At 59.1% G+C, this 26624-nt stretch carries 14 protein-coding genes; 1 reads left to right on the top strand and 13 read right to left on the bottom strand.

Features of this window, described 5'->3' with window-relative positions; genetic code table 11:
- The first annotated feature begins 56 nt into the window (after positions 1–56).
- Positions 57–2849: a PAS domain-containing hybrid sensor histidine kinase/response regulator gene (locus MUN82_RS10185; protein WP_245097197.1), complete on the top strand. Its 2793-nt coding sequence runs from the start codon at positions 57–59 to the stop codon at positions 2847–2849.
- Between the two features lie 36 nt (positions 2850–2885).
- Here the strand turns inward: MUN82_RS10185 and MUN82_RS10180 are convergent, their stop codons facing one another.
- The 13 genes from MUN82_RS10180 to kdpB form a co-directional block, all read right to left on the bottom strand.
- Positions 2886–4820: a T9SS type B sorting domain-containing protein gene (locus MUN82_RS10180; RefSeq protein WP_245097195.1), complete on the bottom strand. Its 1935-nt coding sequence runs from the start codon at positions 4818–4820 to the stop codon at positions 2886–2888.
- A gap of 61 nt (positions 4821–4881) precedes the next feature.
- Positions 4882–6009 carry an aromatic amino acid lyase gene (locus MUN82_RS10175; RefSeq protein WP_245097193.1) on the bottom strand — a complete coding sequence of 376 codons (1128 nt, stop codon included), beginning with the start codon at positions 6007–6009 and terminating at the stop codon, positions 4882–4884.
- Positions 6010–6015: 6 nt separating this feature from the next.
- Positions 6016–7425: a histidine--tRNA ligase gene (gene hisS, locus MUN82_RS10170; protein ID WP_245097191.1), complete on the bottom strand. Its 1410-nt coding sequence runs from the start codon at positions 7423–7425 to the stop codon at positions 6016–6018.
- 149 nt (positions 7426–7574) lie between these two features.
- Positions 7575–7940, bottom strand: coding sequence for a hypothetical protein (locus MUN82_RS10165; protein ID WP_245097190.1), 366 nt, complete (start codon positions 7938–7940; stop codon positions 7575–7577).
- Positions 7941–8682: 742 nt separating this feature from the next.
- The gene (locus MUN82_RS10160) at positions 8683–11076 is read right to left on the bottom strand and encodes a TonB-dependent receptor (RefSeq protein ID WP_245097188.1); all 2394 of its coding nucleotides are present in this window, start codon (positions 11074–11076) and stop codon (positions 8683–8685) included.
- Between the two features lie 623 nt (positions 11077–11699).
- A complete protein-coding gene (locus MUN82_RS10155) occupies positions 11700–13100 on the bottom strand; it encodes a toxin-antitoxin system YwqK family antitoxin (RefSeq protein WP_245097186.1) in 1401 nt (466 codons plus the stop codon).
- Between the two features lie 139 nt (positions 13101–13239).
- On the bottom strand, positions 13240–14709 hold the full coding sequence (locus MUN82_RS10150) for a glutamate synthase subunit beta (protein WP_245097184.1): 1470 nt from the start codon (positions 14707–14709) through the stop codon (positions 13240–13242).
- Between the two features lie 74 nt (positions 14710–14783).
- Positions 14784–19313, bottom strand: coding sequence for a glutamate synthase large subunit (gltB, locus tag MUN82_RS10145; protein WP_245097183.1), 4530 nt, complete (start codon positions 19311–19313; stop codon positions 14784–14786).
- A gap of 227 nt (positions 19314–19540) precedes the next feature.
- The gene (locus MUN82_RS10140) at positions 19541–21319 is read right to left on the bottom strand and encodes an ATP-binding protein (protein WP_245097181.1); all 1779 of its coding nucleotides are present in this window, start codon (positions 21317–21319) and stop codon (positions 19541–19543) included.
- A gap of 51 nt (positions 21320–21370) precedes the next feature.
- A complete protein-coding gene (locus MUN82_RS10135) occupies positions 21371–22540 on the bottom strand; it encodes a sensor protein KdpD (RefSeq protein WP_245097179.1) in 1170 nt (389 codons plus the stop codon).
- A gap of 46 nt (positions 22541–22586) precedes the next feature.
- A complete protein-coding gene (locus MUN82_RS10130; protein ID WP_245097177.1) occupies positions 22587–23672 on the bottom strand; it encodes a porin in 1086 nt (361 codons plus the stop codon).
- An 83-nt stretch (positions 23673–23755) separates the two neighbouring features.
- Positions 23756–24319, bottom strand: a complete 564-nt coding sequence (kdpC, locus tag MUN82_RS10125; RefSeq protein ID WP_245097175.1) for a potassium-transporting ATPase subunit KdpC — start codon at positions 24317–24319, stop codon at positions 23756–23758.
- A 134-nt stretch (positions 24320–24453) separates the two neighbouring features.
- Positions 24454–26499 (bottom strand): potassium-transporting ATPase subunit KdpB, encoded by a 2046-nt coding sequence (gene kdpB, locus MUN82_RS10120; RefSeq protein ID WP_245097173.1) that lies wholly within the window; start codon positions 26497–26499, stop codon positions 24454–24456.
- Positions 26500–26624 lie beyond the last annotated feature (125 nt).

Below are 26624 nucleotides of genomic sequence, written 5' to 3'. Positions count from 1 at the left end.
AACCTGCCGACTGTTACAGCCGCCGGGTTTAACTAGTTTAGGTGTTATAACATTATATGCATACACTGTTACCACCCGCTCCTGTAGAGTGTGCTGCTTATGTTGCGGCCGAGCAGGCCGGTAGGCTGCGGGCTGAAGAAGCACTGGCCGCAGCCGAAGCCCGGATTGTGGCGCTCGAAGCACAACTGGTCGCTACTACCACCCAACTTGACACCCTACGTGCTCAGGCGCGCATTCCCGAACAAAATATTAGTCCCATTTTGCAAACGGATGCGCATGGAACACTGCTGTGGGCCAATGCAGCCGGAACCGCACTGTTGCGGGCTCATGCCACGCTGCCCCAACGCCTGCAAACGCTGGCTGCATCTGCGCTGGAGCAACCCTTGCAAAAACTGATGGTGGGGGAGCGGCATTATCTGCTGGTGGTGGATGCTTCTACCTCTAATGATAGCCGCGTCACATACTACCTAACCGACGTTACCACGATACTACAGGCCAAGCAGGCGCTGGTAGAGCAGCAGCTGTTCTACGAGACAATCCTGATGGAAGTGCCCGCAGGGGTAGTAGTATTTGATGTGGAACACCGCTATTTGTTTGTGAATCCTGCCGTGGAGCCGGATCCTGTGCGGCGGCAGCAGATGCTGGGCAGAACTTCCCGGGAGGTGTGCCAGATGCGGCAGCGGTCGGAGGAGGTTATTGAGCAGCGCGAGCAGGCCTTTGCCGAAGCTATAAACAACCGGCGCGAGTCGGTGTGGGAGGAGCAGGTGATTGATCAAGCCACTGGCAAGCCGCAGCACTGGTTGCGACGCAGTTGGGCCATTGCGGGGCCCGATGGAACCGTACGCATGATCGTCAGCTCGGGCCTGAACATCACGGAGCGGAAGGAAGCAGAGGAAGCTGTGGCACGGCAGCGGGAATTCTACGAGTCTATTCTGAACCTGCTACCCGTTGATGTGGCCGTATTCGACAATGAGCACCGCTTCCTGTTCACCAATCCCTCTTCCATCTCTAATGCGCAGGTGCGTCAGCAGATACTGGGTATGACCAGTGATGAGTACTTTGCGTTTCGGGGGCGCTCTACCGAGTTGGCGCAGGAGCGGAAAGAGCGTTTTCAGGAAGCGTTGGAAACGCATGCCGATGTGCTGTGGGAAGAAACCATGCAGACTACTACCGGTCCTAAACGGATTCTACGCCACTTACGCCCCGTCATCAGTGCCACGGGCAACCTGCAAATGGTAGTAGGGTCGGGTATTGATATCACGGCCCGGTATGCGGCCGAGGAACGACAGCGTCAGGCCGAGGCCCGTATGCGGGAGCAGGAAGCCTTTATCCGCTTGATTGTAGACTCGCTGCCTAGCGTGATTTACGTTAAGAATATCCGGAACGAAGTGGTATTTCGGAACGCCGCCTTTGATGAAATGGCAGCCCGCAGCCAGCATATGCTGCCGGCAGATGAGCAAACGGCCGTTGTGCAACAGCAGCTCCGGCAGATTTATCGGCTCGGGCAGCAGGTGATGCTGTCGCAGAAATCTCTAACGACAGAAATTTCGCTGGAAATGACCTCGGGCGAAGCGTGCATACTGCAAACCTACATGCACCCCTTGCCGCAATCCGACAAAGGGTCGGAATTGCTGATTGTCAGCACCGACATTACGGCGCTGAAAAAGGCGCAGCAGGAAGCAGAAGACAACGCCAGGGCAAAGGAAGCGTTTCTGGCCCGCATGAGTCACGAAATCAGAACGCCGTTGAATGGGGTGCTGGGCATGGCTGCGCTACTGGAAAAAACCTCACTCACCTCGCAGCAGTATGAGTACCTGACCACCATGCAGCGGGCAGGACAGCATTTGTTGGCACTGGTGAATGACGTACTGGATATGGCAAAGATTACGGCAGACCACCTGGAGCTTGATCAGGCAGCCTTCAGCCTGGAGATGTTGCTGGAAGCCGCCGTGGAAACGGTGGCTCCGCTGGCCGCCGAAAAAGGGCTGCAACTAACTGTGCTACCACCAAATGACAGGCCCGTTCCGCGGTTGCTCGGCGACGCCTACCGGCTGCGGCAGGTAGTACTCAATCTGCTTAGCAATGCCATCAAATTCACGGAGCGGGGTAGCATACAACTAGGAGTAGCCATACTGGCTGACACTGGCACAGCCCAGACGCTTCGTTTTTGGGTAGCAGACACGGGAATCGGTATTGACCCCGAGCGGCAAGAGGCTATTTTCGGCACCTTCACGCAGGCCAGCGCTGAGACCAGCCGCCGCTTTGGTGGTACCGGCCTGGGACTAGCCATCAGCGAGCAGCTGGTGCGCTATATGGGGGGCACACTGATACTGAGTAGCTTGCCCAACCAAGGCACTACGTTTTCTTTTGTGCTCACACTGCCCCTCGCCGAAGACGCAGCGGCTACCGGTCAGGCAGCCGAGCAGCCTGCTACGGTCGGCTACCCAGAGCTGCACAGTGTGCGCGTGCTGTTGGCCGAAGACAACATGGTGAACCAGTGGCTGGCCACCGTGATGCTGGAACACTGGGGCGTGCTGGTCTATGCCGTGGGCAATGGCCTCGATGCGCTGTCGCAGTTGCAGGAAAACGACTACGACGCGGCTATCCTCGATATTCAGATGCCGGGCCTGAGTGGCGTGGAGGTAACGGAGGCTATCCGGCAGTGTGCAAACAAGCGCCGGGCCACTGTGCCGGTTATTGCGCTGACGGCCAACGCCTTTGAGGCAGACCGGGTCAGCTATCTGGCTGCTGGTATGGATGCCTGCCTCACCAAACCCTTTGAGGAAGACGACCTCTGCCGGCTGTTGGTGCAGTTAATTACCAGTCGTTCGGCAGAGGGCGCCGCATAGTAGGGTAGGGTAGGGTAGGGTAGGGTAGGGTAGCTGCTAGCGCAAAATCGTGACGGTGCCGTGGTCCACCGTGCGCTGGCCGGTGGCATCCGTGGCTTCGAAGCGCCATACGTAGGTGGCGGGTACGGGCAGGCGCCCGCCTATACGGCCATCCCAGGTCTGGGAACGGTCGGTGGCCCGGAACACTTCCTGGCCGCTCCGGTCGACTACTACCAGCAGAAAACTCCCCAAAAAGCGTCCTTTCACCCCGAATACATCATTCTGGCCGTCGCCGTTGGGCGAAAACGCGTTAGGAATCACTATTTGCAACCGGCGGGGCACGGTGGCTACGTTGGAGTAGCTGGGTGCCGGCAAGCCACCGCCCGTGGCTTCTATCCGGTAGCGCAGCACCTGCTGGTCGGCGGCGGGCTGGTCGAGGGTGGTAGGTAAGGTCACGGGGCGGGCGTTGAGCACCGTATTGTCGGGGGCCAGCGTGAGCAGGCGGTAGGTAACGGGCGCGCTAGGGGTAGGGGCGCCGAGGGCCGTCCAGGTCAGGCGCACGATGGTGCCTTCGGCGGTAGTAGCCTCGGCCGTCAGCACCACGGGGCACACGGCTGCGCTGGGAGGCGAGGTGTTACCGCAGGCGTCGCGCACGGTGGCCGTGTAGCACGCTGGTGCCAGTGTGGCCGGTGTGGCCTGGGTAGAGTCGCGCAATAGGCGGGCTGTGGTGGTAGCCAGGGGCGACGCATCGCGTAGGTAGGTGTACTGCACATTGCTCCCAGCAGCACTACCAACCGACAGCTCTATCTGGTTGCGCAGCGTGTACGTTGCTAGTAATACCGGTGCTGGCGGTGCGTCCGTCGAAATGGCCGTCGCGCGCGCTTCTCCCGACTCGGATACGCTGCTCCCAACGGTCCGGACCCGGTAGGTGTAGCTGGTGCCGCATACTACGGCTGCATCGGTGTAGCGGGTGGCGCCGGCGGGTAGCTGTGCCACTACCTGCCCCTCGCGCACTACCTCAAAAGGCCCGGCCTGGTCGGTGGCCCAGGTGAGCAGATTCTGATTGTTCTGGGCAGTAGCCGTCAGCCCAATTGTGCACAATTCATTGGAAGTCAGTTTGGTAACGGAGGGCTGGCAGGCGTCCGTTTGCAGCAGGCGGTAGCAACCCGGTACCGCCGCGTTGGGGAGCGAGTAGGAGGAAGCCGCCGCCGAAAGAGCCGTGAGGGTACGGTAGCCGCCGGGTGCGCTTGCATCACGCAGCTGCAAGCTGTATTGATACCCGGCCTGCAACCCCGCAAACGTGAGCTGGGCCGTAGTACCAGTCAGGCTCAGCCGCTGAAACCGGGCCGCCTGGGCCAGAGGGGGCGACGTGAAAGGCTGGGTGGCCGAGTTGCTGCACAGGGTAGCCGCTGTGTAGTAGCCTGCCACCGTTACAGTAGTAGGGCTGCCAGCCGGAACAGGGTAGGTAATTGTGGTATTGCGGGCGGCCGCCACCGCTGTGCCGCTGCCTACCTGCACCGTGTACCGGTCGTAGGTAGCGTCGGTTACGGTGACTTGCACCGCGCCCGGCGTGCAGCTCACCAGCGAAAAGGTAGGCGGGGGTGAGGTCTTCACCTCAAACGCCGGATACGCTACCAGCAGCCCCGAGGAGCCACCGCCAGCTTGGTTTTGGTTGATGTTAGCCGTCAGTACAATCGGGCCGGCGGTGGTAGGGGTGTAAAAAGAAGTGGTATCCGTGAACCCCCGGCACGCTACGCTGGTCTGCCACTGGTAAAACACCTGGCCCGGGACCAAGCGCGGCGTGCTGGCATCTACAATCCGGACACGTTTGCCCACGCACAGAAACCGACCGGTGATTTCCTGCTTGGTTTCGACATCGAAAAAGCGAAAGCGCGCCTGCGCCGAGGGCGGCGAGGTAGGACATTGTGCCCGCGCCGCCGTCAGCCCAACAATGCTCAGCAAGCCGCACAGGAAGAGTTGGTAGAGTTTCACGGGATGCTAACGGCGGCGGGGACTGGTTACGTGTCTGGAACAGTTCGGAGAGGGGTACAACTTACATAGCCTGCTCAGGTCGAATATAGCGATGTACAAATTGCGCGGCTGCGTGCACCGCCGGATATAGCAGTTGGTGCTCGGCAAGAACTGGTAGCTGTTCGCGTGCGTCCGCTAAAAACGGCGCTGTGGCAGGCAATTGCGTAGGCTGCTGCAAAATTACAAGTAGCTCAATGCCAAGCAGCTGCTCTGCATTGTCGAGCAGCTGATGCGTATTGATGGCTATTTCAGCGGCAGTACCTGCCGACGCCCCGCCACTTAGTTGCGTGTTCTGGTACACGAGACTACCAACCGGGTGGCGCAGGCCCGTTAAGGTAGGCGCCGCGTTACGCAGCAGAAGTTCTGTGCGCCATGCGGAGCGGCTACCCAGCTCTGCCACTGCAAGTAGCAGCGTGCCTAGGGCTAGCCAAGCGTCGGTTGGTGGGGCTAAGGATTCCTTTGTAGCAAGCTGTTGATTAGCTGGGGTAGGAGCCACGGTAAGCGCCTCTTCCAACAGCTGCTGTACATACACCAGGGCTGCGTGGCAAGCTGCGTGTGAGGAAGGAAGTGCAGGGTCTGCATTGCCCTGCGATAAGGAGCCGAGGTTGTCTGCCACCCACACCAAATGCTCGGCCCGTAGCCAGGCCTGCACTGCGTAGGCTAGCGTGAAGCCCGACCCGACTAGAAGCGCCGATGCATCTGCATCGGCCAGTTGTAAAGGCGCCCAGCCGAATAGCTCCAGCACGTCGCGGGTTTGCAGACGGTAGCCCTGGTAGTTCACCTCGCCTAGGCCAAACAGCGGCAGGCTCAGGTGGGCCAGCCCTACTTGGTTGCCACCCTGCTGGTAGACTACAGGTAGCACCTCGCGGTTGTAGAAGTCGAGCAGGCGGCGCACGGTGGCGGCTGAAGCTCCACAACGCTGCTGCTGCCCGGCTTGCAGCACCAGCATAAGGCGCACCAGCTCGCGCGGTACTTCGGCGCCTACTCCGCAGGCGGCCGCCAGGAGTGGTGCTACTGAGGCTACAGGAGTAGTTGTGGCGGCCGGGGCGTTAGTATCTGCCGTCACCACGCGGGCATTGCCAGCCAGCAGTGTGCGCAGGGTAGGCAGCGTGAGGGGGGTAGTAGGAGAAAGAAGAAAATCAGCGGCCATATACGCTTAGTTGCTTAGCTCCGCCACAACTTCGCTCAGCGGCAACGTCCGCTCCTCGCCGGTCTGCATGGTTTTCAGCTTCACTACTCCGGCCGCCCGCTCTTCCGAGCCTTGCAGCAGCACGTAAGGAATGCCTTTCTGGTCGGCATACTGAAACTGCTTTTTCAGTTTACCGGCCTCCGGATACAGCTCGCTAGCAATGCCGGCTTCGCGCAGCTGGCGCAGCACGGGTAGCACGGCGGTTTCGCTCTCGGCATCGAAATTTACAAGCAGGCAGCGCGTAGTAGTCGTCGCGTCGGTAGGGAATAGTTGCAGTTCCTCCAGGCAGTCGTAGAGCCGGTCGACGCCGAAGGAAAAGCCTACCCCCGACACGCCCGGCAGGCCAAAGGCCCCGGTTAGGTTGTCGTAGCGGCCGCCGCCCGACACGCTGCCCATGTTCACGTTGTTGATCTTGATTTCGAAGATGCAGCCCGTGTAGTAGCTCAGGCCGCGGGCCAGAGTCACGTCGAAATCAAGATGGTCGAACTGTGCGAAACCGAAGCCTTGCAGCAGCTCCTGCACCCGCGCTAAGTCTTGCAAGCCTTTGTAACCGTCTTCATTTTCGGGCGTTACGCCAGCCGTCACGAAGGCCGCTTGCAGGCGCTCCAGCTTTTCGCCAAACGTGCCCTCCACGCCCAACAGAGCAAACAGCCGGCCCAGCGCGTCGTCGCCAAAACCCTTGTCGCGCAGCTCCTTCTCCACGCCGTCCTGCCCAATTTTGTCGAGCTTGTCGATGGCCGTGAACAGGGCCGTTTCGGTGCCCTCGCCGCCCAGCGCATGGTAGATGGCGCTCAGTACGCGGCGGTGATTGATCTTGATAGTAAATTCCGTCAGGCCCAGCCCGTTCAGTACCTCGCACATCATCAGCACAATCTCGGCCTCGCAGAGCAGCGAGTCGGTGCCCACCACATCGGCGTCGCACTGGTAGAACTCACGGTAGCGGCCGCGCTGGGGGCGGTCGGCGCGCCACACGGGCTGGATCTGGTAGCGCTTGAAGGGGAATGTAAGCGTGCCACGGTTCATTACTACGTAGCGCGCAAAGGGCACCGTCAGGTCGTAGCGCAGGCCTTTCTCGGCAATCTTAGGCAGCACCTGGCGAGGGCCGGCCAGCAGGTCGTCGGGCGTGACTTCTTCTTTTACGACATCGCCTTTCTGCTTTTTCAGGAAGTTGCCCGAGTTGAGCACCTTAAACAGCAGCTGGTCACCTTCCTCGCCGTACTTGCCCGTCAGCACCGACAGATTTTCGAGGGTAGGGGTTTCGAGCGGGGCATAGCCAAACTTCTCGAACGTGCGGCGAATGATGCCGAAGATATAGTTGCGGCGGGCTACTACGGCCGGTCCAAAGTCACGGGTACCTTGCGGTATGCTGGGTTTCATTTGATTTGAAAATCAAGAAGCAAAAGGTAGGAATTGAATAGCCGGCCACTGACCAGTTGATTCCTTCCACCGTTCCTTCTACCTTCTACTTCATTAAAGTGAATGAACTGCGAAGGTACGCAAACCCAGTTGGCAGACTGATGCCAGCTTTATAAGCTGATGTGTTGTACCTGACCAGATTCGGTATCGGGCTGATCGAGGAGGGTGGAGACGATACTAGGCTGGGAAGCCTCATCGTGGCGGGCAAACTCGGCCTGAATGGCTTCATTAGCATGGCAGAGTACCAACTGCCGTCCTTGCTGCCGTAGCATAAAAGCGTAAGCCAATAAAATATCAACCGCATCCTCCGACAACTGGTCCGTAATCAGGCTACAGTCGAGCCAGATAGACGGTTTGTCGCTACGCGAGGCCCGATGCAGCGACCGTGATAAGTCCAACTCCGCCGACTCCGATGAATCGGAGGCCGGAATCAGCAGGAAACGGTCAGGCAGTGGGTCGCGGTGAATATGTAGCATCGTAACGTGAATCGACTCATAACTGCCCCAAATGCAAGCGCAGTTAGAATAATGATACTTAAACGGCCGAATTCATAGAAAGTGCACACGAAAACAGCTTTTTGTCGAAAATTATCAGTTTTCATTAAAATAATCCGATAAGTGGCCATAAAAAGTAAATCGCTATTGTTCAAATATTTCAAAGACCTTTCGTAATTCATACTGATTGTACTTGGAAAAATACATAATCGAGCAATAGTGTTTTGGGTGTTGCTCACGAGCCAGCAAGGCGCAATACTCAGGTTGCTTAGTGGTTGTAGGTGGGTAGGCGATGCTAGTGGCGGCGCGCTCGAAAGAAGTGGGCCTGGGCAGTATAGGACAGCCCTACCCACCAACCCGCGCGCGGCAGGGTAGGCGAGGGTGAGGCTGCCCGTGAGGCAGTGTCGACGCCCAACTATTCGCCAAGGGAGCGGCAGTAAAGGGCTGCATTGCCCCGACCAAACGCTACAAATGGTAAAGCGGCTGGTCCGGCGTGGTGAGCAACGCCGCCAGTCGAGGCCTGTGTGGGTACTGCCACATCGATACGCAGACCGTCGGATACCACAAATTGCTGATGGGTTGAGGGGGTAGGGGTATTCTGAGCGCAACGAAGGGTCTTATGCCTGTTGAACGAGTCGTTGGTACGCCTGTCGTTCAACAGGCATAAGACCCTTCGTTGCGCTCAGAATACCCCTACCCCCTCAACCCATCAGCACATCAACAATTAGCCACCGAAACCGCCACCACCACCTTGTGGCCCTTGGTCGATCTTCTTGGAGGGCTTGCTGTTGCCGAAGAACCAAGTGAAGCCGAGGTAGGCCACGCGGGTTTCGTACTTAGTGCGGAAGTTCGACTCCAGACCTTCGGAATATAGCTGCGTGTAGTTGCGACGGGTGTTGAAGATGTCGCTCACCCGCAGCGTGAGGGCGGCGCGGTCTTCAAACAGGCGCTGGCGCAGGGCCACATCAATACCGTAGAAGGCGGCCAGGCGACCTTGAGCCGTGAGTTGGGGCGCGCGGTAATTGCCAGTAAGCTGCACATCGAGCTGCTTGGTGGGCGTGAAGTTGTTCATCAGGCGGGCCGTGCCCGTTACGGTGCTGCGGTTGCGGCCGTCGCCCAGGAAGCTGGTCACCTCGTTGCGGTATACCGAACCGCTGGCCGTGATTTTCCACCACTTCGCAAGGGGCTGATTCAGCGACATTTCCAGGCCGTAGTTGTTGGTTTGGCCGAAGTTCTGGTAGCTGGTGCGGGTGATGAAGTCGGGCTGGCCGCTGAGGCGGGTAGCCGCCGTGTCGATGGCGCGGATGGCTTGGATGGCATCAACAGTCTGGCGCCAGAACAGCGTGGTTGTCAGCGAAGTTTGTTTCCAAGTGGCTTGGTGGCCTAGTTCCACCGCGTTGATGAACTCGGGCCGTAGCACAGGGTTGCCGATGCGGTAGTTGCGCTGGTCGTTGTAGATGGGTAGGGCAAGTACCTGCATGAAGTTGGGGCGATTGACGCGGCGCGAGTAGCTGAGTTGCAGGCGCTGGTCGCCGGGCAGGGTGCGCACCAGAATGGCTGTAGGGAACAGGTTGAGGTAGCGCTGGGTGAACTGGCCTGTGTTGGGCAACACGCGGCCGTCGAGGGTAGTGTGCTCGGCCCGCAGTCCGCCTTGTAGGCTCCACTTGCCAAACTCCTGCTGGGCAGTGGCATAGCCGGCCCGCACGTGCTGCTGGTAGCGGTAGGCAAACGACTGGTTGTCGAGGCGCACGAAGGCTTCGTTTTCACCGGCTTGCAAGAGATAGTCCGTCGTGCCATCCGACCACCATGACTCGTTGCGCAGGCCCACATCCAGGCGGCCTTTCTCGCCCAGCGGGTGCACGTAGTCAGCTTGGGCTTGCAGAACGTTGATGCCTACCCCGTACAGCTGGCGACGCTCCTGGCGAGGGTAGGAAGCAGGGCCATCCAGCACGCGCTGCCCTACCTGTACATCCACACCCACGTCTACGAAGGCCACGTTGGCCGTCAGCTCACGCCCTTTGTGCTCGGCCCAGGTACGGCGGTAGTCTGCCGAGTACACCGATTCGTGCTGCTTCTCGTTGGAGTAGCCCAGGTTGCGCAGGGCCAGCGGGGTATCAGTGCCGCGAGTGAGTAGGGTATTCAAGTTCTCTTGCGAGTTGCCCCGGCTCTGGCTCAAATCAGCCGAGACCGTGATTTTTTGGTCTTTCGTCAGGTCGTAGTCTACCCCGAAGCGGCCGCCGTGGTACTGCTGGTGCCGTAGGCTGCGGCCATCTTGGTCGGTGCGCGTGGTCAGGCCTTCTACCGTAGCCGCTTGGCGCAAGTCCGACTCGCCGCGGTAGCGGTTGTCGTTGGCGTCGTAGCTGCCGAAGAAGTTGAGCTTGCCCAGCTTACGGTTAGCGCTCAATGACAGGTTGTACTTATCCCGAGTGCCCAAAATACCGGCTGCTTGGCCATTCCAGCCGTCTTTCTGCTGTTTTTTGAGCGTGATGTTGATGACTCCACCCGCACCGGCCGCGGGGTAGCGCGCCGAGGGGTTGGTGATGACCTCCACGTTTTCGATGCGGCTGGCAGGCAGCTGCTCGAGCCGGAAGCTGGCAGGGGCAGGTTTGCCATCGAGGTAGATGGCCACATCGGCGCCGCGCAGGGTAGCCTGCCCGTTCTGGTCCACGGCCACTGAGGGCACGTTTTGCAGCACATCCACGGCCGTACCGCCAGCGCTATTCAGGTCCTTATCTACGTTAATCACCTTCTTATCCAGGTTATCCACTACAGCAGCCCGCTCGCCCGTTACGGTCACTTCGCCTAGCTTGGTGGTGGTAGAGGCCAGCCGCAGCGTGCCCAAACGCATGGTAGGCGCGGCTGCCGTGATGGTAACTACCCGGCGCAGTGTGCCGTAGCCTACTGCCGAGGTGCGCAACAAGTAGGAGCCAGGCTGCACGGGCTCTAAAGTAAAGGTGCCATTTTCAGCGGTTTGCGTGCCCGTTGCCACCTGGCTGCTGTCCCGCGCTTGTAGGAGCACTACTGTCGTGAAAGGTAGGGGCTGGTTGTTGGCGGCATCGAGTAGCGTACCAGTTATCGTACCAGCGGTTTGGGCCCAGGCGGTTAGCGGAAAGAGCATAACGAGGAGCCCCAGGCACCGCAGTGCCCGGCGAAAAGTCAGGAAGGAGTTCATCGGAGTGGTGAGTTGGATGAAAAATCCGGCAATGCGAGGCCAGCCCAACGGCCGCGGTTCCGTCGAGGGGGGAGGGGCACTGCCACCAGAGTAAGCACACGTGGGAAGGAAGCTGCTTACAAGCAGCTCCATGAACCGAAACGCATAGATGACGACTTAGAAAAATATAATTTTAGTAAAGCGCAATCAGCAGCCCAGCCCGGTTGGCGGGGCGGTGTCCGGTAGCTGCGGCGGGCGACGCCAGGATAGAGCCGGGCGCCACAGCGGGTATGTCAGGTTAGTGATTCAAAGGTAGTATAAGGTACTATGCAACGCAAGGTACTAGGTAAATTTATTTTCGTTTTTCTATGTAAAGGTCGAAGAGGTAGGCATTTGATATGGTAGACGCGCGTACAGAGACAACCGTTGCCTGTGAATAGGTATTTAATTGACTGACTTTGGGATAAGAAAATTCGCGTAGAGCTAATAGAAAATAAAAAGGAGCCAACAGGAGCGCCGACGTTATTGGTCAGCTTACTCCTATTGGCTCCTGTTTTACTTATCTGTAACTCTGTACAGCAGAAAGCTGCTTACTTGGTGCCAGGTGCCACCACCTGTCCGTTGCGGAAGGTTTTCTTTTCCTGCACTGCTTTGCCATCGGCTTTATAGTATGTCCAGACGCCGGTTTCTTTCCCATTGCGGAATGCGCCAGCTGCCTCTAAAGTACCATCCTCGCGTAGCTGACGGTAGGGGCCGGCTTTCAGACCTTTAGCGTACGTAGTTTCGCTCTTGAGCTTTGCCGAGGGATAAAATTCCTGTTTCATGCCAGTGGGGCGGCCGTTTTCGTAGGTCACGCGGCTTTGCACGGTGCCGTTTTCAAAATACTCCAGCCGCTCGCCTACCAGCTTACCGTTCTGGTAGGGGTCTACGAAATGCACTTGCTTGCCATCGGGGAAAAACGTGCGCCACGTGCCGGCCGGCTGGTTGTTCTTGAACTGCTGCTCCGATTTAAGGGCACCTGTATTATAATAGGTGGTCAACTTTCGGTCGCGGGCCTGGTTACTGTACTCGATTTGCTGCTCCACTTTACCAGACTCGAAGAAATCCTTCTGCGTACCTACCAGCGTGCCGCTCTTGTAGGTCATGGTGCTTTTCACGGCCCCACTTTCGTAGTATGATTTCGCGGGGCCATCGAGGTTGCTGGTGCCGCCCAGGTTAGCGGTGGGCGCTTTAGTACTGTTGTCGGCTAGTGGGTTGGTTACGGCTCGTTGCTGTAGGGTGGCGGCAGCATAACTACCTTCTGTGCGGAGCTTGCCCGAGGGGTAGTAACTACGGTACGTGCCTTTGCCCTTGGCATCGGCCTGTACCTCGGTTTCTATCTGGCCGTTGGGATAATACGTTTTATAAGAGCCCGTGAGCAAGCCGGCCCGGTACGTCGACTCGCTTTGTAACTGGCCGTTCTCGTAATACGTTTTGGAAGGCCCATTGGGCTGCCCGTTGGCATAGGTGATTTCCGAACGCACCTTGCCCGACGGATACAACTCCCGCACGGCGCCGGCTGGCTGCCCGTTGTTCAGGGTTGTTTCCATCTTAATTTTTCCATCCGGATGGTAGTAGCGCAACGTGCCGGTGGGCTGGTCGTTGGCGTAGGTTCCTTCCTGTGCTACCTGGCCCGAGTTATAAAACGTCTTGAACGGCCCCTGCCGCTCACCCTGCCGGAACGTTACTTCCACCCGCTTTTTGCCATCGGGGAAAAATTCTACGTAGGCGCTATCGGCCTTGCCGGCGCGGTAGCTGGTTTGGGCCTCCAGCGCGCCCGAGCGGTAGAAGCGCTTGTAAGGACCTTCCATCACGGTGTCGCCGGCTACAATGGCCGAGTATACCTCGCGTACCCGTGTTTTAGTCGAGTCTTGGTACGTAACCAAGCGGCGCAGTTTCTGAGGGTAGGCGAGGGTAGGCAGCAGCAGTAGCGGGAACAGCAAACGTTTCATGCTGGCAAGAACGGAAAGTTGGGCTATAAAATTTCCCGCAGAGGTTTGTGAAGGCAAAACGCAGAGGTCCGCAGAGTTCTAACGATGGTTGTCGTTGACCCCTGCGAACCTCCGCGTTTTGTCTCCTCAAGAAGGAATTCTAAGCAAACATACCCACCGCGTCTTTGCTAGGTAAGGTAGTTTTGCCAGTCAGGAACAAATCTACCTGCCGGGCCGCTTCCCTACCTTCTGATATGGCCCAAACCACCAGCGACTGGCCTCGGCGTGCATCACCGGCCACAAATACCTTATCTACGTTGGTGCGGTAGTCGCGCTCGGTGGCCTGTACGTGGCCGCGCTCATCCAGTTCTACCTTCAGGTCCGTCAGCAGGCCATCGTGCTGGGGATGCAGGTAGCCAATGGCCAGGAACGCCAGCTGAGCGGGAATTTCACGCTCTGAGCCGGCAATTTCCTCGAACTTAATGCGCTTGCCCCGTTCATCGGTTTCCCAGGTGATGTCCGTCACCAGCAAGGCCCGTAGATTGCCCCGCATATCACCCAGAAACGCTTTGGTATTCACACCCCAATGCCGCTCGCAACCTTCTTCGTGCGAGCTGGTGGTGCTGAGCAACAAGGGGTAGGTAGGCCAGGGCATGTGCTTGGTGCGCTCGGTGGGCGGCTCCATCATCATGGCAAACTGCCGCACCGAGCGGGCGCCCTGGCGGTTGGCCGTGCCCACGCAGTCGGAGCCGGTGTCGCCGCCGCCAATCACCACCACGTCCTGGTCGGTGGCCAGGATGGGGTCGTGGGCCCAGTCGGGCTGGCTCACGCGCTTGTTTTGCTGATTGAGGTAGTCCATGGCGAAGTGGATGCCATGCAAGTCGCGGCCCGGAATGGTGAGGTCGCGCGGGATGGTAGCGCCCCCGGCCAGCACCACGGCATCGAAGGAGTTCATCAGCTCATCGGCCGAAATGTCCTTGCCTACCTCCGTATTGCACCGGAACTCGACGCCATCCTTTTCAAGCAGCTCAATGCGGCGGTCAATCACCCATTTTTCCAGCTTGAAATCGGGAATGCCGTAGCGCAGGAGCCCGCCTGGTCGGTCGTCGCGCTCGAATACGGTCACGCTGTGGCCGGCCTTTACCAACTGTGCTGCTGCTGCCATCCCCGCCGGACCCGAGCCGACTACAGCCACCGTCTGGCCGGTTTTCAGCAGGGGTGCGGTCGGCTGCACGAAGCCTTTCTCGAAGGCAATTTCGATGATGTGCTTTTCAATTTCCTCGATGGCAACGGGCTGGCTATGAATGCTCAGCACGCACGCCGACTCGCAGGGCGCGGGGCAGATGCGGCCCGTAAACTCTGGGAAGTTGTTGGTAGACGACAAGATGCGGTAGGCCTCCTGCCAATCTTGCTGGTACACAGCGTCGTTGAACTCAGGAATGATATTGCCTAGCGGGCAGCCCGAGTGGCAAAACGGAATGCCGCAGTCCATGCAGCGCGCTGCCTGGTGGTTCAGCTCTGCTTCCGAGTACATCCCAATAAACTCCTGGTAGTGGCGCACGCGCTCCGTAGGAGCCACTTTGGGGGGTAGGACGCGGGAAAACTCTTTGAAACCGGTGATGTGAGACATAATCTTTATGGTAGCACAAAGCCGGAGCTTTGCATTTCGCTAAACTAACTAAGGGCGTACTTGCGGAGCGGAGTCTATTTCCGCACCGGTTCGTACTTCGCCATCTTCAACACCTTCTTATATTCCACAGGGAACACCTTACGGAACTTGCCGGCCGCTTCCTGCCAATTACCTAGCAGATAAGCCGCCAGCTGGCTGCCAGTAAGGTGCTGGTGCTTGCGCAATAGGGTCTGGATGTGGTCCTCGTCTTCGGTGTCGATACCTTCCAGCTCCACCATTTCCATGTTGCAGTTTTCGGGGAAAGTGCCGTCCTCGTCGTATACCCAGGCAATGCCGCCGCTCATGCCAGCCGCGAAATTGCGGCCGGTTTTTCCCAAAATGAGGGCGCGGCCACCAGTCATGTACTCGCAGCCGTGGTCGCCCACGCCTTCCACTACAGCCGTAGCGCCGGAGTTGCGCACCGCAAACCGCTCGCCAGCCTGCCCGCGCACAAACAGCTCGCCGCTGGTAGCGCCATACAGCGCCACGTTGCCGATCAGGATGTTCTGCTCCGGCACAAAGCCGCTGTTCTTGTCGGGGTAGATGGTGAGCTGCGCGCCGCTCAGGCCCTTGCCTACGTAGTCGTTGGCCTCGCCTTCCAACTCAAACGCCAAACCTTTCACGCAGAACGCCCCGAAGCTCTGTCCGGCCGAGCCGGTGAACTTGTAGTTGATGGTATTCTCGGGGAGGCCGGCGGCGTGGTAGCGCTTGGTGATTTCGTTGGAAAGCAGCGTGCCGAGGGTACGGTCGGTGTTCTTCACCGGGAAGGTAGCAAACACCGGCTCGCGCTCTTCCAGGGCGGGTTGGGCGTGCTCCAGCAGCTGCCAGTCCAAGATGGTATCAAGACCGTGGTCCTGGGTTTCGCTGTTGTAGAGGGTGCCGCCGCCGGGGTTCATCACCAGCTGCAACATACCCGACAGGTCGATGGTGCGGGCCTTCCAGTGGCCGATGTCGTCGCGCACTTTCAGGTACTGCACCTTGCCAATCATTTCGTTCACCGTACGGAAGCCCAGCTCGGCCATAATCTCGCGCAGCTCCTCGGTCATAAACCGGAACAGGTTCACGATATGGTCGGCCTGACCGGTGAACAGCTTGCGCAGCTCGGGGTCCTGCGTGGCAATACCCACCGGGCAGGTATTTAGATGACACTTGCGCATCATCACGCAGCCGCCGGCAATGAGGGCAGCCGTGGCCACGCCCCATTCCTCGGCGCCCAGTAGGGCCGCAATGGCCAGGTCGCGGCCGGTTTTCACCTGGCCGTCGGCTTGCAGCACCACGCGGCTGCGCAGGCGGTTGCGCACCAGCGTCTGGTGGGCTTCGGCCAGACCCAACTCCCAGGGTAGGCCAGCGTGCTTGATGGAGCTGATGGGTGAGGCGCCCGTGCCGCCGTCGTAGCCGGCAATCAGGATGGCATCGGCATGAGCTTTGGCAACGCCGGCCGCAATGGTGCCTACCCCCGCCTTGCTCACCAGCTTCACGTTGATGCGGGCGGCACGGTTGGCGTTTTTGAGGTCGAAGATTAGCTGGGCCAGGTCCTCAATGGAGTAGATGTCATGGTGAGGCGGGGGCGAAATCAGCCCTACCCCCGGCGTGGAGTGGCGCGTTTTGGCAATCCACTCGTCTACCTTATGGCCGGGCAACTGGCCGCCCTCGCCGGGCTTGGCCCCCTGTGCCATCTTGATTTGCAGCTCGTCGGCGTTGGTGAGGTAGTGGGCCGTTACGCCGAAACGAGCAGAAGCAATCTGCTTGATGGCCGAGCGCATGGAGTCGCCGTTGGCCATTTTCTCGTAGCGCATGGGGTCTTCGCCGCCCTCGCCGGTGTTGCTCTTGCCACCGATGCGGTTCATCGCAATAGCCAGCGTGCTGTGCGCCTCGTGCGAAATCGAACCAAACGACATGGCGCCCGTGGCAAAGCGGTGCATGATGCTCTCTGCCGGCTCTACTTCACTTAGCGGCACAGCGCTGCGGTGGTGGGCAAAGTTCAGCAACCCCCGAATGGTGAAGGCCTTTTCCGTCTGCTCGTTGATGAGACGGGCGTACTTCTGATAGGTCTTGTAGTCGTCGGTGCGAGTGGCGTATTGCAGCAAGTGCACCGTCTGGGGGTTGAATAGGTGCGCCTCGCCGCGGCGCTTCCACTGGTAGAGGCCGCCCTCGGGCAGCAACTGTACCTGCTCGGGCGAGTTGTCGTGGAAGCCGTGATGGTGCTTATAAAGCGTTTCGCGGGCAATTTCATCGAGGCCCAGGCCACCAATGCGCGTCACAGCGCCTGTGAAGTAGCGGTCTACCACGGTCTGGTTGATGCCCAGAATCTCAAACACCTGCGCGCCGTGGTACGATTGCAGGGTAGAGATGCCCATCTTGGAGAAGATCTTGAGCAACCCGTCGCACACCGCCTTGATGTAGTTCTTCACCAGCGCCGGCGCGTCCAGCTTGGTTTCTAGCTGCCCTGCGGCCTGCATCGTCTTGATGGTAGCCAGCGCCAGGTAGGGGTTGATGGCCGTGGCCCCGAAGGCCAGCAAACAGGCAAAGTGGTGCACCTCCCACACGTCGCCGGCCTCTACCACTAGGCCCACGGCCCCACGATAACCTTTCTTGATCAGGTGGTGATGCACGGCTGATACCGCCAGCAGCGACGGAATAGCGGCGTGCTCCGAGTCCAGCGCCCGGTCGGAAAGAATCAGCACTTCAAAGCCATCTTCCACCGCATCCTCGGCGTATCGACAAAGACGGTTCAGACCAGCTTCCAGAGCACCGGGTTTGCCATCGGCGCGGAAATAGGTTTGCAGGGTCTTGGCATTGAACATGCCCGTATCAATACTGCGCAGCTTCTCCAGCTCGGCGTTGGTGAGCACCGGCTGTTGCAGGGCCACACAGTGGCAGTGCATCTTGTCCTCGTCCAAGATGTTGCCGTTGTTGCCCATGAAAGTGGCCAGGCTCATCACCAGCCGCTCCCGGATGGGGTCGATAGGTGGGTTGGTTACCTGCGCAAAGAACTGCTTGAAATAGCTGCTCAGGTGCTGGGGGCGGTCCGATAGCACCGCCAGCGGCACATCAACGCCCATAGAGCCAATAGGTTCTTTGCCCTCCAGGGCCATCGGTTTGATGAGCGTATCAATGTCCTCGCGGGTATAGCCAAATACCTGATGATACTTGAACACGGCCTCCGCGTTGAGGCCAGTGAAGGCCAGGCGCGGCTCGGGTAGCTCCTCCAGTCGGATTTTGTAGTTCTCTAGCCACTGCCCGTAGGGCTGCTGGGTGGCAATATGATGCTTGATTTCCTCGTCGGTGATGATGCGGCCGGCTTCAATATCGACCAGCAGCATCTTGCCCGGCTGCAAGCGGCCCTTGCGCACAACAGTGTGCGCCGGAATATCCAATACGCCAGCCTCGGAGGCTACAATAATGCGGTTATCATTCGTAATCGTATAGCGCAGGGGGCGCAGACCGTTGCGGTCCAGCATCGAGCCGATGATGTGGCCGTCGGTGAAGGTGAGGGCGGCGGGGCCGTCCCAGGGGGCCATCAGTGTAGCGTTGAACTCGTAATATGCTTTTTTGAGCGCATCCATCTGCTCGTTGCCGTCCCAGGCCTCGGGCACCAGCATGGTCATCACCTGGGGTAGGGAGCGGCCCGAGTGCAGCAGAATCTCGATGATGTTGTCGAGGCAGGCCGAGTCCGACTGGTTGTTGTCGATAACGGGCAGCAGCAATTCCATTTCCTCGGGCGTAAAATAAGCTGAGGAAATAGAGCGTAAACCGGCGTAGAACCAGTTCAGGTTGCCGGTGAGGGTATTAATCTCGCCGTTGTGGGCCAGCATCCGGAAGGGCTGGGCCAGCTTCCAGCTTGGGAAGGTGTTGGTAGAGAAGCGCGAGTGCACCATACCAAACGCCGATACCACCCGCGCATCCGACAGATCGGGGTAGTAGGAGCGCACCTGGTAGGTGGTGAGCTGGCCTTTATAGACAATGACGCGGCAGGAGAGGGAGGTGAAGTAGAACGTCTCGTTCCCCAATTCCACCGTTTCATAGACGCGTTTTTTAATAGCGCGGCGCAGCACGTAGAGCTTGCGCTCATAGTCGTCGTTGGTAGCCAGACCGGCGGGGCGCCCGAAGAACACCTGCTCCACATGCGGCTCAGCCGACAGCGCCGTTTCGCCGATACCATCCGGGTTGACGGGCACTTTGCGAGAACCCAGCACCGGCACGCCCAATTGGGCGGCTACTTCTGTAATAATGGTTTTGCAGGCGGCGTAGGAGGCTATGCGCTTGGGTAGAAAGAGCATGCCTACCCCATACTGGCCCGGCTCGGGTAGGCGCACGGCTTGGTCGATGCATTCATCGAGCAAAAACTCGTGCGGGAGCTGGAACAAGATGCCTGCACCATCGCCCGAGTCGGAGTCGCAGCCACAGGCGCCGCGGTGCTCCATGTTCTCGAGCATGGTGAGGGCATCGGAGATGGTTTGATGGGATTTTTGTCCGTCAATGGCCGTAATAAAGCCTGTGCCGCAGGAGTCGTGCTCGAATTCCGGACGGTACAAGCCCTGCTGGTTATCACCGGTAAGTTTCATCGCGAAAGAATAGCCTGATACCGCAACCAGAAGTAGTGCAGCCTAGCTAAAAATTTAAGTTATAACAAAATGTTCGATTTGCCATAGCGATAAGTAGTTTTAGTGTGATTATTTATGTTTTTATCAACAAAATGGTAATTTATTAACAAATACGTAATGCAATTCTACGCTCTGACACCTCTCCCAACGCGTGAAGGGAAAGCGGTGTAGTTGATTTGCTAACCAGCTTATTTGACTATTGGCAGCGTGAAACAGAACCGGCTGCCGCTGCCCAATTCGCTTTTTACCCACAGCCGACCACCCTGCGTAGTGATGAACTCGCGAGCAATGCTCAAGCCCAGACCCGAGCCACCCCGGTAGCCCACCTTGTCTGGAATTTGGGCGAAACGCTGGAAGATGCGCTCGTGGTGTTCGGCGGCAATGCCGGGGCCGTGGTCTACTACCTGCACCTGCACAAAGCCGCCGGTGGCGGTGGCAGCCACGGTCAGCACTTCCTCGCTAGGCGAATAGCGGATAGCATTGGCGAGCAGGTTGATGAGCACCCAGGTAGTCTTTTCCACGTCGGCGCGCACGGCGGGGAGGGTAGGCGGCAGTTCCAACTCCAGCCGGAGTTTCTTGTCGGTGAGCTGGGGGCGCACGGTATCGGTGGCATAGTCTACAACTTCGGCCAAATTTGTAGGCCGCACATCGAGCTGAATGCCAGCCCCGGCATCGAGGCGCGACACGGCCAGCAACTCGGCCACCATGCGTTGCAGCCGCTGGGTTTCCTGGCGGATGTGGGTGGTCACGCGCTGGCGCTCGTCGGCGGGTAGGCGCTCATCCTGGAGCAGGCGGACGTTCAGGTTGATGCTCGACAAAGGCGTTTTCAACTCGTGCGACACCGTAGCCAGGAAGTCAGACTTCACCTGATCCAGCTTTTTGAAATCCGACACGTTGCGCAGCGTCAGCATTTGGCCTACCAGCTCGGTTTTGTCAGTGGCCTCATTATAAGAAACCAGGTCCTGCGCGGCTAGTTGATAAAACGCTTCTTCGCCGCGCTGGGCAATGTGCAGCAGCGGGGCTGCCGCCACGGCCGCTGCCTGGTTGGGCGCATCTAGGGGTAGGAGAAGCGTGTGCAACAGGTCGTTTTCGAGGCGCACTTGGGTTGCCGACTGGCCTACGAGCCGGGTGGCGGGTAGGGCCAGCAGTTCGCACATCACGGGGTTGGCTAGCAGAATCCGTCGGTTTTCGTCGAGCAGCAACAGGCCTTCGTCCAGGGTATCTACAATGCTGGCGGCGCGGTTGCGCTCCGTAATCAGCTCGGCGGTGGTAGAGGTACGGTACTCACGCAACTGGGCCAGCATGTGGTTGAAGGCCCGCGCTACCTGCCCAAACTCGTCGCCGCTTTCCTGCGGAATGGTAGCCGTGAAATCGCGCTCGGTGGCGTGGCTCAGCGCGGCCGTGAGCTTGCGTAGGGGCTGCACGGCTATTTCGGGCACGCTACTCGCCAGTGCCAGCGCCAGCAGGGTAGCCAAGGTAATGAAGACTAAAAGGTTACGATTGGCCCGGTCGGTGCGCTGGTTGGCGGCTTCCGTTTTGCGAGTAAGTGCCTCCGTGTTCAGAGATATGACGCGGTAAGTAAGTATCCGTAGCTCTACCAGCGGAGAGGCCGCCGGTGGCTGCCGACCATCCCGTGCGGCCTGTTGAGCCTGCACCAGCTGCTGCGTGCCACGTACCAACGCATCTGCTACCTGCTGCTCACCGGGCTCCGTCACGTTGCGGGCTTCTTGCTGTACCAGCGCCATAAAGCGGGCGGTGCCGGCCGTGTCGGGAAGGGGGCTCTGAGCTAGTTGGTCGAGGCTGCGGAGCATACGGTGACCTAGCTCCACGGAATATACGTTGGCCGTGAGGGCATCGCGAGAGCTACGGTCGAGCTGCCGCAGTGAGTACCACGCATACCCCCCAATGCTGAGCACCAGCAGCAGCATCGCCAAGAAGCCCAGGTTGATTTTCGTTTTAAGATTCATGGAGAAGCTGTTCAGGAAGTCGGTTTGGTCATGCGGTGCTCAACGCTGTCTTCAATACGTTACCAAATACACGTCGAGGGTAGGGCTGGTGCGGGCCACCGCACGAAGCAAATCGTGCGTCACGCTGCGCCGGCTGACCTGCTCCCACAGCCCTTTCTCGCCAGTGATACCGCATATTAGTAGGGTAGCGTTTTTCTCCTGCGCCACCTGCCGAATGGCGTCTACTACATCGTTGTTCTTCACCCGCAAAATCTGCGCACCCAGCTCGGTGGCCAGCTGTAGGTTCTTTAATAGGTGTCGCTGGGTTGCCAATCCGATGCGGTCGGCGGTTTCGCGGGCGGTTTGCACGTAGAGCACGTACCACACGGCCGCGCCCAGCTGATCGGCCAGGCGCGAGGTTTTGCGGATGATTTCGCGGGCGGCGCGCTCGTTGGAGTTGATGCAAGCCAGCAGCCGGTCGTCGGTGCGGCGGGGGGCGGCCACGGCGGGGGCACCGCCGGCATCGGTGGCTACCTGCTGGCCCAGCAATTGCGCCACCTCGCGCACCGCTAGGCGTCGTAACTGCAATAGATTCTCGGCCCGGAAAAAACCATTGAGGGCAGTCGGGACTTTGGCGGCGTGGTAGATGAGGCCTTCCTCTAGGCGGGTGCGCAGCTCGCCCACAGTCAGGTCCACGTTCACCACTTCGTCGGCGTGCTTTAAAAGACGGTCAGGGATACGCTCGGTCACGTCGGTGCCGGTGATGTGCAACACCTGGTCGTGCAGGCTTTCCAGATGCTGCACGTTCACGGCTGTAATCACCGAAATGCCCTGCTGCACCATATATTCCACGTCCTGCCAGCGCTTTTCGTGGCGCGAGCCGGGCACGTTGGTGTGGGCCAGCTCATCCACTACTACCACCTGCGGTCGGCGTTGTACAATGGCTTCCAAGTCCATTTCTTCCAGTGCCTTGCCCTTATAAAATAGCTGCTTGCGCGGCAGGAGGGGCACGTCGTGCAGCTGGGCCACGGTGCCAGCGCGCTGGTGGGTTTCTATGTAGCCCAGTAGCACGTCCACGCCATGTTGGTGCAAGTCGTGGGCTTCTTGCAACATGCGGTAGGTTTTGCCTACCCCGGCGGCTAGGCCCAGATATACCTTCAGGGTACCACGTCGTTTACCCTGCACGAGGCGCAGAAACCGCTCGGCCGATAGGTCGCGTGGATCTTGGGTAGTTTTGGCCATGAGTTCTGACGGTTGTTCTCCTTATACTAATAGGAGGAGAGGCTTCTTAAAACGACAGCGCCACGCTGGTAGTCACGTTGCCGTAGTTGCGGCTGAAACCGTCGTCGTGCTGAAAAATGGCGTTGCGGGCGCGTAAGTAGCGGCCTTCTACCCGCACGGCCACGTTGGGGGTAGGCAGGTAGTCGAGGTTGAGGGAGCCGCCGCTGGTGCGGAAATCAACGTCGGTGCGGGCTGGGGTGATGTTGTTGATAAGCACGCCGCGCTCGGCATAGTAGTACTCGCCGCGCAGGGTAGTGGAAAACAGGTCGCTGAGCTGATACTTCACGAAGGCCGCCCCGGTGTGCCAGGTGTCGTAGCCACGGCGGCTCTGGCTTTGCTGCTTGCCCACATCAAACACGCCCGCCACGCTCAGACGACTGGTAGCGGCATAGGTAAGGTAGAAATCGTGGAAATAACGGCGACGGATGGCAGAGTCCTGGGGCTGCTCGTTGCCGTAAAACGTGCTGCTGTTAAGCAACAGCTTCTCCGTAGGTTTCCATTGAATTTGAGTGCCCAGCGCCTTGGCTTGGTTGGTTTCGCGGATGTTTTGCCAGCCATTGAGCACCAGCCCAGTAAGTGTAAGCTGTGGCGCCGCCTCGTAGGTGAAGCGGGCACCAGACTCGTAGTAGGGCGAGTTTTCGGCCATCATGGAGCGCGTGAGCGTCCAGTTTTCCTTACTCAAGGCCGACTCAAACCCAATGTGCGAGCCGAAGATACCCACGTCGAGCCAGGCTTTTTTGAATGGTCGGAAGCCCGCATACGCCTCAAATACGTGCTTGAGCACCTGGTCTTCAGCGGCGTAATTGGCACTTACATAGGTGCCGGCGTGCAGCCCCACAGCCCCGCGTACTCGGTCATTATTATAGCGCATACCCACCAGGGCCTGGTTGATAGTAAACTCGTTCTGGCGGTCGTGGGAGTAAAGGAAAGCGGGCCGGTCGTGGGTCGCGGCGTGGTCGAAATCGTAGCCGTAGTAGCCATCCACGAAGCCATAGAAGGTAAGGGGGGTAGGAGCAGCCTGGGTGGTATCGGTTTGCGCCAGGGCGGCGGGACCGGTTAAGGCCGCAGCCACTAGCAATGCAACGTGTTTCATGGAGTGATTTTGCGCAAAATAAGGCGCTATTAGAATAGGGGAGGGGATGTGCTGGTCGGACGTCGTAGGCGCCCAACCAGTGGCTATTTGCCCAACGAATCCAGCTTTAGGTTCAGCTCCAGCACATTCACGGTAGCCGGCCCAAAAAACACTACCAGTGGCTCGTGAATGTGGGCCGCTACCAACGCCCGTACGCGGGCTTCAGGCAGGTGGCGCAGTCGGGCAATGCGCCCTACCTGGGCGTAGGCTCCTTCAGGCGAGAGGTGCGGGTCGAGGCCAGAGCCGCTGGCGGTTACTAGCTCAGCAGGTACTGGGCCTTGGTGGGTAGGGTTTTGGCGCAGAAACTCGCCCACGCGGGTGCGTACCGTGGCCAGGTACTCGGGGTTGCTGGGGCCTTTGTTGGAGCCACCTGAGCCATCGGCGTGATAGTCTACGGCCGAGGGGCGCGAGTTGAAGTATTCGGGCCGGTCGAACTTCTGACCCACGTTGGCGAAGCCTACCACACGGCCCTTGGAAGAAACCTGCACGCCCCCCCCGTGACCAGGGGCGGCTTGGGCCACAGTCCACACCAAAGCCGGGTAGAGCACACAGCATACTATAAGGAGTGCCACTGTAAGGCGGAAAGCAGGAACCAAATGCGTTTTCATGGTTGTCGATGTTTATAGAGGACGGTCATGCTTCATCTAGCATCCACGGAGTGGAGCCTTTCTACCGCTTCGTTTGTGTCGATTGGGCGACGCTAAAGCAGGTTAGCATGACGTTCTTGTTTGTTTTAGTTCAGCTACACGAAAAGCCCTACCACCAGGTCAATCAGCTTGATGCCGACGAACGGGACTACCACACCGCCTACCCCGTACACCAGTAGATTACGGCGCAGTAGCGCCGCCGCGCCCAGGGGTTTGTATGCCACGCCTTGCAGGGCCAGCGGCACCAGGGCCGGAATGATGAGGGCGTTGAATATCACCGCTGAGAGAATGGCCGACTGCGGCGAGTGAAGACCCATCACATTAAGCGCGCCCAGAGCTGGAATGGCCGTCATAAACAGCGCCGGCACAATGGCGAAGTACTTGGCCACGTCGTTGGCGATGCTGAAGGTAGTGAGCGTGCCGCGCGTCATCAGCAGTTGCTTGCCAATCTCTACTACCTCAATCAGTTTGGTAGGGTCATTATCGAGGTCAACCATGTTGCCGGCTTCTTTGGCGGCCTGAGTGCCGCTGTTCATGGCCACGCCTACGTCGGCTTGGGCCAGGGCGGGGGCGTCGTTGGTGCCGTCGCCCATCATGGCTACTAGCCTGCCTTGCTGCTGCTCGGCACGGATGTACTGCATTTTGTCTTCGGGCTTGGCCTCGGCAATGAAGTCATCAACACCGGCCTTTTCAGCAATAAACTTGGCCGTAAGGGGATTGTCGCCGGTCACCATCACCGTTTTGATGCCCATGGCCCGCAGGCGCGCAAACCGCTCCTGAATGCCAGGTTTGATGATGTCCTGCAACTCTACCACGCCCATCACCTGATCATTTTGGCTGACTACCAGCGGCGTGCCGCCGTTGGCAGACACAGCCTGGACCCGCTCGGCCACTTCTGCGGGGTAGGGGTGGCCGGCTTTTTCGGTGAGCTGACGGATGGCGTCGGCGGCGCCCTTGCGGATACGCGTGCCATCGGGGAGCGTCACGCCGCTGCTGCGAGTTTCGGCCGTGAAGCGGATTAGCTCGGCGCCTTCCAGTCTACCTTGCAGCTGCTCGGGGCTGATCTGCTGCTCGCGGGCCAGGGCCACAATGCTCTTGCCCTCGGGCGTTTCGTCGGTGAGCGACGAGACGGTGGCGCCCTCCACAAACTGCCGCACATCTACCCCCGGCGCGGGCCAGAAGTGGGTAGCCTTGCGGTTGCCGATGGTGATGGTGCCGGTTTTGTCGAGCAGCAGCACGTCGATGTCGCCGGCCGTTTCCACGGCTTTGCCGCTCTTCGTGATGACGTTGGCCCGCAGTGCCCGGTCCATGCCCGCAATGCCAATGGCCGAAAGCAACCCGCCGATGGTCGTCGGAATCAGGCACACAAACAGCGCAATGAAGGCCGAAATGGCAATGGGCGTCTGGGCGTAATCGGCAAATGGGCTCAGGGTGACGCACACGATAATGAACACCAGCGTGAAGCCGGCCAGCAGGATGGTGAGGGCAATTTCGTTGGGCGTTTTCTGCCGCGAAGCGCCTTCCACCAAAGCAATCATCTTATCGAGAAACGACTCACCGGGCGCCGTAGTCACCAGCACCACAATGCGGTCCGACAGCACCGTGGTGCCGCCCGTCACGCTGGATTTGTCGCCGCCAGCCTCCCGTATCACCGGCGCCGATTCGCCCGTTATGGCCGACTCATCAATGGTAGCTAGGCCTTCCAGAATCTCCCCATCGGTAGGGATAATTTCGCCGGCTTCCACCACGAAAATCTGACCTTTTTGGAGCTGCGCCGAGCTGATTTGCTGGAAGCTACCGTTATCGAGGCGCAGGCGGGCGGGGGTGTCTTGGCGGGTTTTGCGCAGGGAGTTAGCCTGAGCCTTGCCCCGCGCTTCAGCAATGGCCTCGGCGAAGTTGGCGAACAGCAACGTTAGCAGCAGCACCACGAATACCGTGAAGTTGTAGCCGAAGCTACCCTGGCCGGCATCGGGCCGAAACAGCAGGCCCAGCGTGACAATGAGCATTACCACCGTGCCCAATTCCACGGTGAACATCACCGGGTTGCGGAACATCGTGCGCGGGTCGAGCTTCACGAAGGCCTGTTTGGTGGCCTCCGCTACCAGCGCGGGTTGAAAGAGAGATTGAGATTGAGAAGACATGGAGAAGAAAGACGAAGGGTAGGAGGTCCCCTCCTTTTTTAAGGAGGGGTGCCCGAAAGGCGGGGTGGTTTAGTCGTTGTTTAGTTAGCTCGTTCTTGGCAAACAGCATCAGCAACGAGTCAACC

The organism is Hymenobacter aerilatus (assembly GCF_022921095.1).
Taxonomy (GTDB): Bacteria; Bacteroidota; Bacteroidia; order Cytophagales; family Hymenobacteraceae; genus Hymenobacter; species Hymenobacter aerilatus.
Note: the sequence above shows the minus strand (reverse complement) of the source record. Positions and strands in the feature narration are given on the sequence as shown.